The organism is Streptomyces daliensis (assembly GCF_054782395.1).
In genome coordinates, this window is sequence record NZ_BAAGSO010000119.1 from 198,366 (window position 1) to 213,477 (window position 15,112).

Here is a 15,112-nt window from a genome sequence, read left to right on the forward strand (position 1 = left end):
CGACACGACGGAACCGATCTTCGGTACCGCAGAGTCCGATGTCCGGACCGACGGAAAAGTTCACGGACTGTCGGACCAGGCGGTGGCGGCATGAGCGCGGACGGCGACTGCGGGTGGCGGCCTGGGCGGGCAGCGCGGTGAAGCCTTCCCCACACGCCAGTGGGGCCGACCCCCGAAAAAGGGCCGGCCCCACCGGGCGCTCAGGCGTACGTATCAGCGCTTCTTCAGACCGCTGCTCGGGGTTTGCGTGCCTGCCCTCGTCATGTGCGAGGGGGCCGATGTGGCCGAGGAGCTGGCGGCCGGAGCCGCCGGGCTCACCGAGGCAGGGGGAAAGCCGGACCACGCCGCCATCTGGAGACGAGGATTCAGGTCTCCTCGGTCATAGCTGGGAAGACTGGAGCTGCCCTGCACATGACCGGATGTGCTGTCGGCCGGCTGACCGGCCGTGCTGCTCCGCGGCGACGGGCCCATCCGGTCAGCGAGCGCCTCGACCGCTCGAATCTCCTCCGGGCTCATCCTCTTGACCTGCTGCGCACTGTTGTCCGGGGTCTGCACGGCTTTCCCTCCGTCGTTCTTGCGTCCACGAAGGGCTGCCCTGAGGCGTTCCCGGAATCCGGTGGGCTTCGACGCTCCGCCGCCTCCCCCGCCAATCGGATGTCCCGCCATGGCCACTCTCCTGTCCAGACGCTGACTTCTCACGCGAACTCGCAATGTCCGCAACGGAAGTGGAGCGGGGACGGTTCAGAAGCCAGTGGGGAGGGGTAGGCCAGGGCGGGCTCGGGCGGGTTCTTACGGGTGGTAGATCCAGATGGTGTAGAAGTCAGGCCGGATCTCGGGGTTGGGCACGCAGTCCACGTCCGTGTAACCGCTCGGGAAGTAGTCGTCCCTGGCCTGCTGTTCGCAGTCCGCCTCGCCCTTGGGGTAGCTCTCGCCACCGGCGATCACCCAGCCGCTCTCGGCGGCGGCGGTGGGCGCGTCGGCGGTGGGCGCGTCGGCCGCGACAGCGTTGGTGGCGGTCAGCGGGACGGCGACCGCCGCGGCACCCGCGGCGAGACCGACAGCGATTCGAGTGCGCCACGACTTCATAAGTCCTCAGTCCTCCAGTTGTGGGGGGGTCTTCAACCCGGTCCTCATCAGGCCCGTTCACCGTACGAACCGCTCCCCCTCGCCCACATCGAACTTTCGACCGGCACGGCAGCGGCGGCGGGCACGCGCGCATCGGTTGAACGGTTGATGCGCGGCCGACGCCCCGGCCGGGCCCCGTGCGTCCGGTGCGTCCGGTGCGTCCGGTGCGTCCGGTCTGAGGCAAACCGTCGGCCGTCGCTCTCACTTCGCCACGGAGGGCGGCGGGTCCCATTAGCGTCCGAAAACGTCAGCGCTTCGCGCTTGCCCGCACCGTTCAGCACAAGGAGACGACGTTGAAAGCGATCACCATCCAGAAGTTCGGCCCTCCGGACGGCATGGCCGTCACCGACCTGCCCGACCCGGCTCCCGCCGCCGGACAGGTCCTGATCGCCACGCAGGCGATCGGCGTCGGCGGCGTCGACGCCGTGATCCGCAGCGGTGCCGTCGCCGCCTACGGCTTCACGGAGGGCCACATCCCCGGCAGCGAGGTGGCGGGCACGGTGACCGCCGTCGGCGAGGGCGTCGACGCCTCATGGGTCGGACGGCGCGTGTGGGCGTTCACCGGCCTGGGCGGCGGGTACGCCGAACAGGCCGTCGCCTCCGTGGCGGACGTGGTGCCGCTGGCCCCCGACCTGTCCTCCGCCGACGCGGTGACCCTCGGCGCCTCCGGCGTCGTGGCCCACTTCAGCCTCGCCCACGCCCACTTCGCCCGTGGCGAGTCGGTGCTCGTGCGGGGCGCCGGGGGCAGCCTCGGGGTCATGACGGTCCAGCTCGCGGCGCTCGGCGGCGCCGGTGCGGTGGCGGTCACGACGTCGTCGGCGGAACGCGGCGAGCTGCTGCGCACGCTCGGCGCGACGCATGTGCTGGACCGCTCCGGCGAGGGCGTCGAGGGCGATGCGGACGGCGGGGACGGCGGGGACGGCGGGGACGCGCCCACGGGCTACGACGTCATCATCGACGTCATCGCCGGTGCGGACATGCCCTCCTTCCTGGACAGGCTCAACCCGAACGGCCGGATGGTGGCCGTCGGCGTGGTCGGGGGCCCGCCGCCCGAGGACTTCGGCGCAAGGCTGATAGCGGCGTTCCGGAAGTCGCTCTCCTTCGCCACGTTCAGCGCCGACACCGTGCCCCGTTCCGCTCAGCACACCGTGCGGGCCGAGCAGTTCGCCGCCGCGAGCCGGGGCGAACTGCGCGCCGTCGTGCACGAGGTACTGCCCCTGGACGAGGCGGTCCTCGCACACCGGAAGATGGCCGCGAGCGAGGTCTTCGGCCGCATCGTCCTCACCCCGTAGCCCCCACCCGGGGCCCGGCCCGCTCCATGAGGGCCGGGCGCAGCCCCGTGCGAGTCCAGCGCGTCCCATGGGCCCGATCCGCCCCGTCGAGGCCGGGCACCGCCCCGTGAGCCAGTCCACCCTGTGAGGGCCGGGCACCGCCCCGTGGGACCCAGCGCGTCCCGTGGGACCGGGCGCAGCCCCGTAGGCGGTCAGCACACGCGTGTGGGGCCGGCCCTCGAAAGGGCCGGCCCCACATATACGGTTCACCGCTCAGCGCGCAGCGTCACGCTTCCTTCGAGAGGTTCGGGCCGCCGCCCGCCGTGGACTCGACCGGCGGGGCGTCCGGCAGCGCGGACTTCTCCTCGCCGCGGAAGGTGAACTTCTTCTCCTCACCCTCGCCCTCGGTGTCCACGACCACGATGTGGCCCGGACGCAGCTCGCCGAAGAGGATCTTCTCCGACAGCTCGTCCTCGATCTGGCGCTGGATCGTCCGGCGCAGGGGCCGGGCGCCCATCACCGGGTCGTAACCCTTCTTGGCCAGCAGCTCCTTGGCGTCCGTGCTCAGCTCCAGGCCCATGTCGCGGTCCTTGAGGCGCTCGTCCACCTGGGCGATCATCAGGTCCACGATGCGGATGATGTCTTCCTGCGTGAGCTGGTGGAAGACCACCGTGTCATCGACACGGTTCAGGAACTCCGGGCGGAAGTGCTGCTTCAGCTCGTCGTTGACCTTGTTCTTCATCCGCTCGTAGCCCGTCTTGACATCGCCCTGGCCCGCGAAGCCCAGGTTGAAGCCCTTCGAGATGTCACGGGTGCCGAGGTTGGTGGTCATGATGATGACCGTGTTCTTGAAGTCCACTTCCCGGCCCTGCGAGTCGGTCAGGCGACCGTCCTCCAGGATCTGCAACAGGGAGTTGAAGATGTCCGGGTGGGCCTTCTCGACCTCGTCGAACAGGACCACGGAGAACGGCTTGCGGCGCACCTTCTCGGTGAGCTGGCCGCCCTCTTCGTACCCGACGTAGCCGGGGGGCGAGCCGAACAGGCGCGAGACGGTGTGCTTCTCGCTGAACTCCGACATGTCGAGCGAGATCAGCGCGTCCTCGTCGCCGAAGAGGAACTCGGCGAGCGTCTTGGACAGCTCCGTCTTACCGACACCGGACGGACCGGCGAAGATGAACGAACCGCCCGGACGCTTCGGGTCCTTGAGGCCCGCACGCGTGCGCCGGATCGCCTGGGAGAGCGCCTTGATCGCGTCCTCCTGGCCGATGACGCGCTTGTGCAGCTCGTCCTCCATGCGCAGCAGCCGCGAGGACTCCTCCTCGGTGAGCTTGAAGACCGGGATGCCGGTGGCCGTGGCCAGGACCTCCGCGATCAGCTCTTCGTCCACCTCGGCGACGACGTCCATGTCGCCCGCCTTCCACTCCTTCTCCCGCTTCGCCTTCTGGGCGAGGAGCTGCTTCTCCGTGTCACGGAGGGAGGCGGCCTTCTCGAAGTCCTGCGAGTCGATCGCGGACTCCTTGTCCCGGCGGACGTTCGCGATCTTCTCGTCGAACTCGCGGAGGTCCGGCGGCGCGGTCATCCGGCGGATGCGCATCCGGGACCCGGCCTCGTCGATGAGGTCGATCGCCTTGTCCGGCAGGAAGCGGTCCGAGATGTAGCGGTCGGCGAGCGTGGCGGCGCCGACCAGGGCGGCGTCCGTGATGGAGACGCGGTGGTGCGCCTCGTAGCGGTCGCGCAGGCCCTTGAGGATCTCGATCGTGTGCGGCAGCGACGGCTCCGCGACCTGGATCGGCTGGAAGCGGCGCTCCAGGGCCGCGTCCTTCTCCAGGTGCTTGCGGTACTCGTCCAGCGTGGTGGCACCGATGGTCTGGAGTTCACCGCGCGCGAGCATCGGCTTGAGGATGCTCGCGGCGTCGATCGCGCCCTCTGCGGCACCCGCGCCGACGAGCGTGTGCAGCTCGTCGATGAACAGGATGATGTCGCCGCGGGTGCGGATCTCCTTGAGGACCTTCTTCAGGCGCTCCTCGAAGTCACCGCGGTAGCGCGAGCCGGCGACCAGGGCGCCGAGGTCCAGGGTGTAGAGGTGCTTGTCCTTGAGCGTCTCGGGCACCTCGCCCTTGACGATCGCCTGGGCCAGGCCCTCCACGACGGCGGTCTTGCCGACGCCGGGCTCGCCGATGAGCACCGGGTTGTTCTTGGTGCGGCGCGAGAGCACCTGCATGACGCGCTCGATCTCCTTCTCGCGCCCGATGACCGGGTCGAGCTTGGATTCGCGCGCCGCCTGGGTGAGGTTGCGGCCGAACTGGTCCAGGACAAGGGACGTCGAGGGCGTGCCCTCGGCGGGGCCGCCCGCGGTGGCCGCCTCCTTGCCGCCGGAGTAACCGGAGAGCAACTGGATGACCTGCTGCCGCACCCGGTTCAGATCGGCGCCCAGCTTCACGAGGACCTGGGCCGCGACGCCCTCGCCCTCGCGGATCAGGCCGAGCAGGATGTGCTCCGTGCCGATGTAGTTGTGGCCGAGCTGAAGGGCCTCGCGGAGCGACAGCTCCAGGACCTTCTTGGCACGGGGAGTGAAGGGGATGTGGCCGGAGGGGGCCTGCTGCCCCTGGCCGATGATCTCCTCCACCTGCTGGCGGACCGCCTCGAGCGAAATCCCGAGGCTCTCCAGTGCCTTAGCGGCGACACCCTCACCTTCATGGATCAGGCCCAGAAGGATGTGCTCGGTGCCGATGTAGTTGTGGTTGAGCATCCGGGCTTCTTCCTGAGCCAGGACGACAACCCGCCGCGCGCGGTCGGTGAACCTCTCGAACATCGTTAATCGCTCCTCAGAGCGGTCAGGCAGTAAGGGGACGCTCCCCTCTCTGTCCTTCCGCAGCTTAGTCCCGCAAGCGGGGACCGCTCATTCCAACTGCCGACACCAGGGAACATCCCCGCAAGCACGGGACGCACACCGACAACTCGCGTGCCCCGAACAGCCGACAACAGTTCCAACCCGATGGTGCGAGACGATGTTCCCGCAGGCCAGGCGTATCCACCCGGATTCACTACGCCGACGGCGAACGCCTTTTGGCCGACACGCCCGTCACTGGCTGACATCACCGTCCACACCCCCGTTCCACTAGGGACTTCTTACCCCCTGTGGCTGACATTCCATGCCGAGCACGCCGCTACCGGCATACCGCATCCGCTGATGGCGAACAGCCTTGCGCCGCACATCTTTGGCCCGTTGAGCACGATACGTGGTCGAGTGTCAACCCTACGTAACCCGATCGGGGTTCGTCAGTTGCTCCGGGCATGACGTTCATGATTCCCCGACCCAGAGCGGCGCTGTGCGCCGCGCGGGAGCGAGGCGGGTGCGGCGGCGGGCCCGACGGACCCGGAGGGCGCGCGGAGGCGCTGGAGATGCCGGAGGACGCCGGTCTGGCGCTGCTGCGGCGCCCGGAGGTGCACACGGGGCCCGTCGCCCACGATCCCGCGCGCCGACGCCTCCAGCTCCTCGTCCCCGAGGGCAGCGCCGAGGAGCTGCCGGGACTGCTGGAGTGGCTGGAGTGGCGCGGGATCGAGCTGGAACTGTCGGCCCGCGCGCCCTTCGACCCGCGGGAGGCCGCCATCTGGCTGCGGCCTCCCGAGCCGGGACGTGACGCGGACCACGTGGATCTCGTACGGCTGGTGAGTGCGGCGGCGACGGAATGCCACCGCGCGCGGCTGACGCGTACCGCGGTACTGCGCGTACGGAAGCCCGGGGAGATCAGCCGTTGGCCTTCTCGTACGCCTCGCGGATATTGGCGGGAACACGGCCGCGGTCATTGACCTCGTAACCCTGCTCCTTGGCCCAGGCGCGGATCTTGGCGGTGTCCTGACCGCTGTTGCCGCCGCCACCGGAAGCCCGGCCCTTTCCACGCGCGGAACGGCCGCCGGTACGGCGTCCGCCCTTCACATAGGGCTCCAGCACATCGCGGAGCTTGTCCGCATTAGCGGTGGTGAGGTCGATCTCGTAGGTCTTCCCGTCGAGCGCGAACGTCACGGTCTCGTCGGCTTCGCCGCCGTCGAGGTCGTCAACGAGAAGAACCTGAACCTTCTGTGCCACCGGCTACTCCCATTCGTCATCGATAACCGAATACTGATACTGCCGACGAAAGCAAACCGCTTTTCTCTGAGAAACACAAACCCTCTGTGGAGTTTGACGCGTGACCCGACGAGGATTGGCGGGATCTTTCGGACATAGCGACTCACGCCGCTCGTCTTCCGCGGATGCGGCCGGAAGAAGCGGCTCTGAGATGGCTCAGAGATGCCTCAGAGATGCAGCAGCATCCGGCTGTTGCCCAAGGTGTTCGGCTTCACTCGTTCGAGACCGAGGAACTCTGCTACGCCCTCGTCATAGGAACGCAGCAGCTCGCTGTAGACATCACCGTCCACCGGCGTCTCACCGATCTCCGTGAAGCCGTGCTTCGCGAAGAAGTCCACTTCGAAGGTGAGGCAGAAAATACGCCGCACCCCGAGCCACCGCGCCGTCTGCAAGAGCTTCTCCAGCAGCAGATGTCCCACCCCGGTGCCCTTGAGCGACGGATCGACCGCGAGCGTCCTGACCTCGGCGAGGTCCTCCCACATCACGTGCAGGGCACCGCAGGCGACGACCTCGGCGTCGTGGTCGCGTTCCGCCACCCAGAACTCCTGGATGTCCTCGTAAAGCGTCACCGTGGCTTTGTCGAGGAGGATGCGGTCGCGGGAGTAGGCGTCGACGAGAGCGCGGACGGCGCGTACATCCGTGGTGCGGGCGCGGCGAACCGTGACTTCTCTGAGCGGTTCCGCGCGTTCCGGTGCTTCCGGCTGTTCCGAGACTTCCGGCGCTGCCGGCTGTTCCGGCTGTTCTGGCGGCATGAACGGACGCTATCGCTCCTTCGGCGCGCGCTTCTCTCCGGGGGCGTCGAGATGGACGCCGTTCAGTTGTACGACCCGCAAGGCGTCCCTCAGCGCGTCGGCCTGTTCCGGTGTCATACGCCCGATGAACTCCACGAGGGCCGCGGCCAGGTTGTCACTGGAGGACCACGCCTCGTTCATCAGAGCCGCGGAGTACGCGGGCCGTGTGGACACCGCCTCATATCGATAGGCGCGGCCTTCTTGTTCCCTCCGCAGCCAGCCCTTCTGATGCAGGTTGTCCATTACGGTCATCACTGTGGTGTAGGCGATGGAGCGTTCCGACTGTAGATCCTCGAGGACTTCTCGCACGGTGACGGGGCGGTTCCACTGCCATACCCGCGTCATCACGGCGTCTTCCAACTCTCCCAATGGCCTAGGCACCCGAGAATAATAGTCGGAGATGTCCCGAATCAGAGACGCCTTTGATCTCCACAGAGCCAAACAAAAGGGCGCACGGAGCGGCTTTACCGCTTCCGCACGCCCGCGCTCGGGGCCGGGCCCCGGTCCGGATCCGGATCCAGGTCCGGGTTCGGCCCGCTACTGGCCGGACCGGCTCAGTTGTCCTTCTTCTGCTTCGACCGCTCGGCACGGGCGAGCGCGGCGTCCACGACCGCGTCCTCCTTGCCCTTGTTCGCGCCACCCTGGCTCTTGACTATGATCACGATCAGCGCGGTGAAGGCCACCGCCATCACGATCGGCGGGGTCAGTGCGGCGACGTAGTCCATGGCTGTCGGCCTCCTCGGTGGGCAGGTCTCCAGCCTAACGCGGCGCATTCCTGGGCCCGACGGTACGGCCCTGTTCCCGGCTTCTCCGGCGCCCTCCAGCTCCTCCCCGGCCCTGGCCCCGGCCCCGGTTCCGGCCGTCAGGCCGAGAGCGCCTCCTCGGGCGGCGGCGAGGGGCGGCGGCGGGGCGGGAAGACCTCGCCGGGGGTGGGGACGGGGCGCGGGGGGCGCCCCGGACGCGAGGGCTCCGTGCCCGGCGTGGACGGCCTCACGGGCGGGTCCTGACGCGGCTCCCCACGCTTCGGTTCCTCGCGCATCGGCTCCTGGCGCTCCGGCTCTTCCCCGTCGCCGCCCGCGCCGCCGTCGTTCTCGCGGGAGCGGGCGGGCTGCGGCACCTGGGAGGCGGGCGCGGGCATGGGCGTCGCGGGCCGCGCGGGCTCCGCCGCGCCCGTCGAGCCCGCCGTACGGCCGCCCGGAACGACCATCAGCCGCGCCCGTACGGCCTGCTCGGCCAGCCGCTCGCAGCGCTGGAGCAGCGCCGTGCGGCGGTCCGTCTCGGCAGCGCCCGCCGCCTCCGTACGGAGGGCGCGCAGCGCCACGAGATCGTCGGGACGCGGGAGGTAGCCCGCCCTGAGCGCGTCCTCGAGCTGGTCGAGATACCCGGCGGCCGATCCTGGCAGCGCGTCGCGGTAGCGGGCGAGGTCGGCGAGCAGGAACGTGCGCAGCCTGCTCCCCTCGCGGATCGTCTCGTCCACGGCCTCGGCGAGCCGCAGATACTCCCGCACCTCGGCCGCGCGCTCGGGCGACGGGGGCGACGGGACGGCTCCCGGCGCCGTCGCCGGGGAGGAGGGCTGGACGGCGGCGGCGAGGGCGCCTCGGAGCACACGCAGCTCGTCCGCGCTGAAGGCCATGCCGCCTCGTGAACCGTATGGCGTGGGCATACGGCGACAATACGGGGCAGAACGGCTAAATGTGCTTATCGCCTGTTCCGACGGCGTGGCGTGCCTCTCCCAGTCCCGTCCCGCCCAGTCCCGCCGCTACGACCTGCTCACGTTCCGCTCGTAGACGAGCCGCAGCCCGATCAGGGTCAGCCACGGCTCGTGCTCGTCGATGACGGAGGACTCCCCCAGCACCATCGGCGCGAGGCCGCCCGTGGCGATGACGGTGACGTCGTCGGGCTCGTCGCCCAGCTCGCGCGCCATGCGCTCCACGACCCCGTCGACCTGTCCCGCGAAGCCGTAGAGGATGCCGGACTGCATGGCCTCGACCGTGTTCTTGCCGATGACGCTGCGCGGGCGCGCCAGCTCGATCTTGCGGAGCTGGGCCCCGCGCACGCCCAGCGCGTCCACGGAGATCTCGATGCCGGGGGCGATGACGCCGCCGACGTACTCGCCGCGCGCGGAGACCGCGTCGAAGGTGGTGGCCGTGCCGAAGTCGACGACGACGCAGGGGCCGCCGTACAGCTCGACGGCCGCCAGCGCGTTGATGATGCGGTCCGCGCCGACCTCCTTCGGGTTGTCCATGAGGATCGGCACGCCCGTCTTGACGCCGGGCTCGACCAGCACGGACGGGATGTCGCCGTAGTAGCGGCGGGTGACCTCACGCAGCTCGTGGAGGACGGAAGGGACGGTCGAGCAGATCGCGATCCCCTCGACGTTGTCGCCCAGTTCCTCGCCCAGGAGCGGGTGCATGCCCATCAGCCCCTGGAGCAGCACGGCCAGCTCGTCGGCGGTGCGGCGGGCGTCCGTCGAGATGCGCCAGTGCTCGACGATGTCCTCGCCGTCGAAGAGGCCGAGCACGGTGTGGGTGTTGCCCACGTCGATGGTGAGCAGCATCAGGCGTCGGCCTCCTCGGCGGCGTCGCTGTCGTCGGCTGTCTCTGCCGCTGCCGCTTCGCGCAGGTCGAGGCCGATGTCGAGGATCGGGGACGAGTGGGTGAGCGAGCCCACCGCGAGGTAGTCGACGCCCGCCGCCGCGTACTCGGCTGCGTTGTCCAGCGTCAGACGGCCCGAGGACTCCAGCCGGGCACGGCCGGCGACGAGCCGGACGGCCGCCGCGGTCTCCTCCGGCGAGAAGTTGTCGAGCAGCACCAGGTCCGCGCCCTCGGCGAGGACCGGTTCGAGCTGGTCGAGCCTGTCCACCTCCACCTCGATGGGCACGTCGGGGAACTCGGTCCGCACGGCCTTGAACGCCTCCGCGACGCCGCCCGCGGCCACCACGTGGTTGTCCTTGACCAGCGCGGCGTCGGAGAGCGAGAAGCGGTGGTTGACCCCGCCGCCGCAGCGCACCGCGTACTTCTCCAGGGCGCGCAGGCCGGGCGTCGTCTTGCGGGTGTCGCGCACCTCGGCGCCCGTACCGGCGAGCGCGTCGGCCCAGCGGCTGGTGGCGGTCGCGATGCCGGAGAGGCGGCAGAGCAGGTTGAGGGCGCTGCGCTCGGCGGTGAGGAGGTCGCGGGTGCGGGTGGTGACCGTCAGCAGCCGGGCCCCCGCCTCGACGCGGTCGCCGTCCTCGACATGCCGCTCGACCGCGAACTCGTCCGTGCACACCACCGACAGCACCGCCTCGGCGACCCGCAGCCCCGCCACGGTGCCCGCCTCCCGCGCGGTGAAGTCCCCGGTGGCGACGGCGTCCTCGGGGATCGTCGCCACGGTGGTGACGTCCACGCCGTGGTCCAGATCCTCCTCGATGGCCACGTGCGCGATGTCCTCGACCTGCACGGGGTCCAGGCCCGCGTCCGCGAGAAGCTCGGCCAGGTCCGGGTCCAGGCCGCAGTCGAGCGGATCGAGACCGAAGCCCTCGTCATCGTGACCAGCGCCGCAGCCACAGGCGTCGCCGCAGCCGCCGCCCACGGTGGCCGCGGCCGACGGGCCGCCGATCTGGAGCAGGGGCACGTCGACGGGCTGGGGCCGACGCTCCTCCGGCGATTCCGGGGTGGGGCTGGTCACGGTTTCTCCTTGGTGACGGCGGTGGCGACCGGCGGGACGGCGGTCGGGGGGAAGGCGGTGGTGGCGGTCGTACGGACGTCGAGAGTACGGGCGTCAGGGCCGTGGGTGACCACGAGGTGGCGGGCCCAGTCCGCGTCGTTCCGGTCCGGGTGGTCCTCGCGCCAGTGGCAGCCGCGCGTCTCGGCACGGCGGAGCGCGGCGGCGACGAGAACACGGGCGACGAGGTGGAGGTTGGCGTTCTCCCAGGTCTCGACGCCGGGCTCGGCGGCCTTGTGCGCGAAGTCGGCGGGCAGCGCTTCGAGGCGCGCCGCGGCGTCGGTGAGGCTGCGCGCCGAACGCAGCACGCCCGCGCCCTCGGTCATCAGCCGCTGGATGGCGGGCCGCGCCTCGGCGGGCAGCAGGGGCGTGACGGGGCGCGCGGGCGTGCTGGGGGGCGCGTCGTCGTCCGGCCCTGGCCCGCGCTCGTCGCGCTCGTCGCGCCCGGCGACGTGGTCCGCGATGCGCTCCGCGAAGACCAGTCCCTCCAGCAGGCTGTTGGAGGCGAGCCGGTTGGCGCCGTGCACACCCGTACAGGCGACCTCGCCGCACGCGTACAGCCCCGGAACGGTCGTCCGCCCGCGCAGGTCCGTACGGACGCCGCCGCTCGCGTAGTGCGCAGCCGGGGCGACGGGCACGGGCTCGGTCACCGGGTCGATGCCGTGCGCGCGGCAGGCGGCGAGGATCGTCGGGAAGCGGGCGGCCCACATCTCCGCGCCGAAGTGGCGGCCGTCCAGATACATGTGCGTCACGCCCTGCTCGGCGGCGCGGCGCATGATGCCCTTCGCGACGATGTCGCGCGGCGCCAGCTCGGCCAGCTCGTGCTGGCCCGTCATGAAACGCACCCCGTCCGCGTCCACGAGGTGGGCGCCCTCGCCGCGCACGGCCTCGGAGATCAGCGGCTGCTGGCCCTCCGCATCCGCGCCCAGATACAGCACGGTGGGGTGGAACTGCACGAACTCCAGATCCGAGACCTCGGCACCGGCGCGCAGCGCGAGGGCGACGCCGTCGCCCGTGGAGACGGCCGGGTTGGTCGTCGCGGAGAAGATCTGCCCCATGCCGCCCGTCGCGAGCACGACGGCGGGCGCGTGCACCGCGCCCACCCCGTCGTGCTGGCCCTCGCCCATGACGTGCAGGGTGACCCCGGCCGCGGCGCCCCCGGGAGTCTTGAGGAGATCGAGGACCAGCGCGTTCTCGACCGTACGGACAGTGCCGCGCGCGCTGCGCTCCCGTACGGCCGCCACCAGCGCACGCGAGATCTCCGCGCCCGTCGCGTCGCCGCCCGCGTGCGCGATGCGGCGGCGGTGGTGGCCGCCCTCGCGGGTCAGCTCGATGTCCCCCGAGCCGGGGTCGGTGTCGAAGCGGGCGCCCGTGTCGATGAGCCGCCGCACGGCGCCCGGCCCCTCGGTGACGAGGGTGCGCACGGCCTCCTCGTCGCACAGCCCCGCGCCCGCGACGAGGGTGTCCTCGCGGTGCTGCTCCGGGCTGTCGCCCTCGCCGAGCGCCGCGGCGATGCCGCCCTGCGCCCAGCGGGTGGAGCCGTCGTCGAGCCGCGCCTTGGTGACGACGACGGTGCGCAGCCCGGCGTCGGCGCAGCGCAGCGCCACCGTCAGCCCGGCGACGCCGGAGCCGACGACCACCACGTCCGCCTCGATCCGCCACCCCGGAGGGGGCGCGAGGAGCGGGCCTGCTGTGCCGTGCGGGGGACGGATCATGCGGCTGCTCCAGATCTCGGTCTCGGTCTCGCGCGGGGCGCGGGCGCCGTCGTCATCGGGGCGCTCCGAGCCGGAGCGGGAGGTTGTCGATGAGGCGGGTGCCGCCGACGCGGGCCGCGACCGCGAGCACGGCCTCGCCCGCGAAGTCGTCGGGGACCTCGGTGAAGTCCGCCGGATCGATGAGGGCCGCGTAGTCGAGCGCCAGGGGCGGGTCGAGGCGGGCCGCTTCGGCGAGGACGGCGCGGGCGGCTTCGCGGACGCGGGGTGCGGTGGGGGGCGCAATGGGGGGTGCCGGTGTGGTGGCCGCGCCCGGGTCCGGGTCCGGATCCGTGGCCGGGTCCGGGTTTGCGGCCTCGCGGGCCGCGAAGAGGGCGCGGGAGAGGGCGAGGGCCGTGGTGCGCTCGGCCGGGGAGAGGTAACGGTTCCGGCTGGAGAGCGCGAGCCCGTCCGCCTCGCGCACGGTGGGAACGCCGACGATCTCCACGGGGAAGTTGAGGTCGCGCACCATGCGACGTATCAGCGCGAGCTGCTGCGCGTCCTTCTGCCCGAAGAACGACACGTCGGGCGCGGTGAGGTGGAGCAGCTTGGCGACGACCGTCAGCATGCCGTCGAAGTGGCCGGGGCGCGAGGCCCCTTCGAGCCGCCCGCCCATGGGGCCCGCCGAGAGCCGCACCTGCGGCTCGCCGCCCGGATAGGCCTCCTCGGCCGAGGGCGCGAGCACGAGATCGGCGCCCGCCTTCTCCGCGACGGTCAGATCCGCCTCGAGCGTGCGCGGATACCGGTCGAGATCCTCGCCGGGCCCGAACTGGAGGGGGTTCACGAAGACCGTGACCACGACCTGCCCCTCCGGGCCGACGCGGGCGCGCGCCGTGCGTATCAGCTCCGCGTGGCCGTCATGGAGCGCGCCCATGGTCATCACGACGCCACGGCGGTGGCCCGGGGGGCGGGTGAGGGCGCGGAGTTCGGCGGCGGTACGGAGGAGGGTGACGGCGCTCTTGGCGACGGGGGGCGCCGGGTCCGGGGCCGCGGTCATGACCGGCCTCCCTCGTCGTCGTCCGGGCCGTCGCCGTCGCCGTTGCCGGGGCCCGGACCCGGGTCGGCGTCCGCGAGAACGTCGAGCAAGTCCTCGGCGAGGCCCGGCTTGAGCAGGCCGTGCGTCAGGGCACGGTCCGCGGTCGTACGGGCCATCGCCACATACCCGGACACCGCGTGCGGCGCGTGCTTCCGCAGCTCGGCGATGTGCGCCGCGACGGTTCCCGCGTCGCCGCGCGCGACAGGGCCCGTCAGCGCCGCGTCGCCCGACCGCAGCGAGTTGTCCAGCGCCGCGCCCAGCAGGGGGCCCAGCATGCGGTCCGGGGCCTCGACGCCCGAGGCGCGCAGCAGCTCCATCGACTGCGCGACGAGCGTGACCAGGTGGTTCGCGCCGATCGCGAGAGCCGCGTGATAGAGGGGGCGCGCCTCCTCCGCGATCCACTCGGGCTCGCCGCCCATCTCGATGACCAGCGCCTCGGCGGCAAGCCGCAGCTCCTCCGGCGCGGTCACGCCGAACGAACAGCCCGCGAGCCGCTGGACGTCCACAGGCGTGCCCGTGAACGTCATCACCGGGTGCAGCGCCAAGGGGAGCGCGCCCGCGCGCAGGGCGGGTTCGAGGACGCCCGTGCCGTAGCGGCCCGACGTGTGCGCGATGAGCTGCCCTGCGCGGATCGCGCCCGTGTCGGCGAGGCCCGTGACCAGGTCAGGGAGCGCGTCGTCCGGGACCGTCAGCAGGACGAGGTCCGCGTGGGACAGCACCTCGGTGGGATCCATCAGCGGGACGCCGGGGAGGAGGGCCGCGGCGCGGCGGCGCGAGGCGTCGGAGACGCCTGACGCGGCGACGGGGCGGTGGCCCGCGAGGCGCAGCGCGGAGGCGAGGGCGGGGCCGACGCGGCCGGTTCCCACGACGCCGACGTCCAGGCGCGCGGGCCTGTCCTCCGCGCGGCCGTGGCCCGGTCCATGGGCTGGTTGGTGTGCGTGTGCGTTCACGGAGTGATGGCCTTCCGTCTACCGTTCCGGTCCACGACGGGTACCGGACGTCTCTCCCGGCCATGCTATGCCCTTCGCGGGCGGCGCAAGGAAACGAAGGGTTCCCCCTTCACCGGGTGGCTCCCCTTCACGGGGCGCGGGGTGAAGGTCACACGGGGTGCCCGTTTCTCGTAGGGGTGCGCTCTGCCGGTGCCCCTTGGGGTTTCGTCACGCGGGTGCGAGCCGGTGGCACGGGTTGTGCCCACCCGTCCCGCCAGCGGGACGATTGCCCACAACAGTTTTGGCGCCGTCGCCTGGCGGGGGCGTCCCTGGGTTTCGTCGCCGGGTGCGGGCCGGTGGCTTCGGCGCGGCGTGTGGTTG

At 71.5% G+C, this 15,112-nt stretch carries 14 protein-coding genes; 2 read left to right on the forward strand and 12 right to left on the reverse strand.

Going from position 1 to position 15,112, the window contains the following annotated elements; genetic code table 11:
• Positions 1 to 789: 789 nt before the first annotated feature.
• A complete protein-coding gene (locus ACYVOO_RS34335) occupies positions 790 to 1,086 on the reverse strand; it encodes a hypothetical protein (protein WP_461019627.1) in 297 nt (98 codons plus the stop codon).
• A gap of 332 nt (positions 1,087 to 1,418) precedes the next feature.
• Between ACYVOO_RS34335 and ACYVOO_RS34340 the strand changes: the two genes are divergently transcribed.
• Positions 1,419 to 2,417 (forward strand): zinc-binding dehydrogenase, encoded by a 999-nt coding sequence (locus tag ACYVOO_RS34340; protein WP_461019628.1) that lies wholly within the window; start codon positions 1,419 to 1,421, stop codon positions 2,415 to 2,417.
• 265 nt (positions 2,418 to 2,682) lie between these two features.
• On the opposite strand, the gene ACYVOO_RS34345 is transcribed toward ACYVOO_RS34340, so the two are convergent.
• Positions 2,683 to 5,208 carry an ATP-dependent Clp protease ATP-binding subunit gene (locus tag ACYVOO_RS34345; RefSeq protein ID WP_453350164.1) on the reverse strand — a complete coding sequence of 842 codons (2,526 nt, stop codon included), beginning with the start codon at positions 5,206 to 5,208 and terminating at the stop codon, positions 2,683 to 2,685.
• A gap of 491 nt (positions 5,209 to 5,699) precedes the next feature.
• Between ACYVOO_RS34345 and ACYVOO_RS34350 the strand changes: the two genes are divergently transcribed.
• Complete coding sequence (locus ACYVOO_RS34350; RefSeq protein WP_461019629.1) at positions 5,700 to 6,206, forward strand: SCO3374 family protein; 507 nt, start codon at positions 5,700 to 5,702, stop codon at positions 6,204 to 6,206.
• On the opposite strand, the gene ACYVOO_RS34355 is transcribed toward ACYVOO_RS34350, so the two are convergent.
• The 10 genes from ACYVOO_RS34355 to ACYVOO_RS34400 form a co-directional block, all read right to left on the reverse strand.
• Entirely contained in the window at positions 6,145 to 6,483 is a 339-nt protein-coding gene (locus tag ACYVOO_RS34355) for a histone-like nucleoid-structuring protein Lsr2 (protein WP_461019630.1), read from the reverse strand. The genes ACYVOO_RS34350 and ACYVOO_RS34355 overlap by 62 nt on opposite strands.
• 206 nt (positions 6,484 to 6,689) lie before the next feature.
• A complete protein-coding gene (locus ACYVOO_RS34360; RefSeq protein WP_461019631.1) occupies positions 6,690 to 7,274 on the reverse strand; it encodes an amino-acid N-acetyltransferase in 585 nt (194 codons plus the stop codon).
• Positions 7,275 to 7,283: 9 nt separating this feature from the next.
• Positions 7,284 to 7,694 (reverse strand): BlaI/MecI/CopY family transcriptional regulator, encoded by a 411-nt coding sequence (locus ACYVOO_RS34365; protein ID WP_453350160.1) that lies wholly within the window; start codon positions 7,692 to 7,694, stop codon positions 7,284 to 7,286.
• A gap of 173 nt (positions 7,695 to 7,867) precedes the next feature.
• On the reverse strand, positions 7,868 to 8,038 hold the full coding sequence (locus ACYVOO_RS34370; protein WP_453350159.1) for a hypothetical protein: 171 nt from the start codon (positions 8,036 to 8,038) through the stop codon (positions 7,868 to 7,870).
• Between the two features lie 137 nt (positions 8,039 to 8,175).
• A complete protein-coding gene (locus tag ACYVOO_RS34375) occupies positions 8,176 to 8,976 on the reverse strand; it encodes a hypothetical protein (RefSeq protein WP_461019632.1) in 801 nt (266 codons plus the stop codon).
• A gap of 96 nt (positions 8,977 to 9,072) precedes the next feature.
• A complete protein-coding gene (locus tag ACYVOO_RS34380; RefSeq protein ID WP_453350157.1) occupies positions 9,073 to 9,870 on the reverse strand; it encodes a type III pantothenate kinase in 798 nt (265 codons plus the stop codon).
• Positions 9,870 to 10,979, reverse strand: coding sequence for a carboxylating nicotinate-nucleotide diphosphorylase (nadC, locus tag ACYVOO_RS34385; RefSeq protein ID WP_461019633.1), 1,110 nt, complete (start codon positions 10,977 to 10,979; stop codon positions 9,870 to 9,872). The genes ACYVOO_RS34380 and nadC overlap by 1 nt, the downstream gene beginning before the upstream one ends.
• The gene (locus tag ACYVOO_RS34390) at positions 10,976 to 12,730 is read right to left on the reverse strand and encodes an L-aspartate oxidase (RefSeq protein ID WP_461019634.1); all 1,755 of its coding nucleotides are present in this window, start codon (positions 12,728 to 12,730) and stop codon (positions 10,976 to 10,978) included. The genes nadC and ACYVOO_RS34390 overlap by 4 nt, the downstream gene beginning before the upstream one ends.
• 52 nt (positions 12,731 to 12,782) lie before the next feature.
• Entirely contained in the window at positions 12,783 to 13,763 is a 981-nt protein-coding gene (panC, locus tag ACYVOO_RS34395; RefSeq protein ID WP_461019635.1) for a pantoate--beta-alanine ligase, read from the reverse strand.
• The gene (locus ACYVOO_RS34400) at positions 13,760 to 14,752 is read right to left on the reverse strand and encodes a Rossmann-like and DUF2520 domain-containing protein (protein ID WP_461019636.1); all 993 of its coding nucleotides are present in this window, start codon (positions 14,750 to 14,752) and stop codon (positions 13,760 to 13,762) included. Before ACYVOO_RS34400 ends, panC begins: the two co-directional genes overlap by 4 nt.
• Between the last annotated feature and the right edge of the window lie 360 nt (positions 14,753 to 15,112).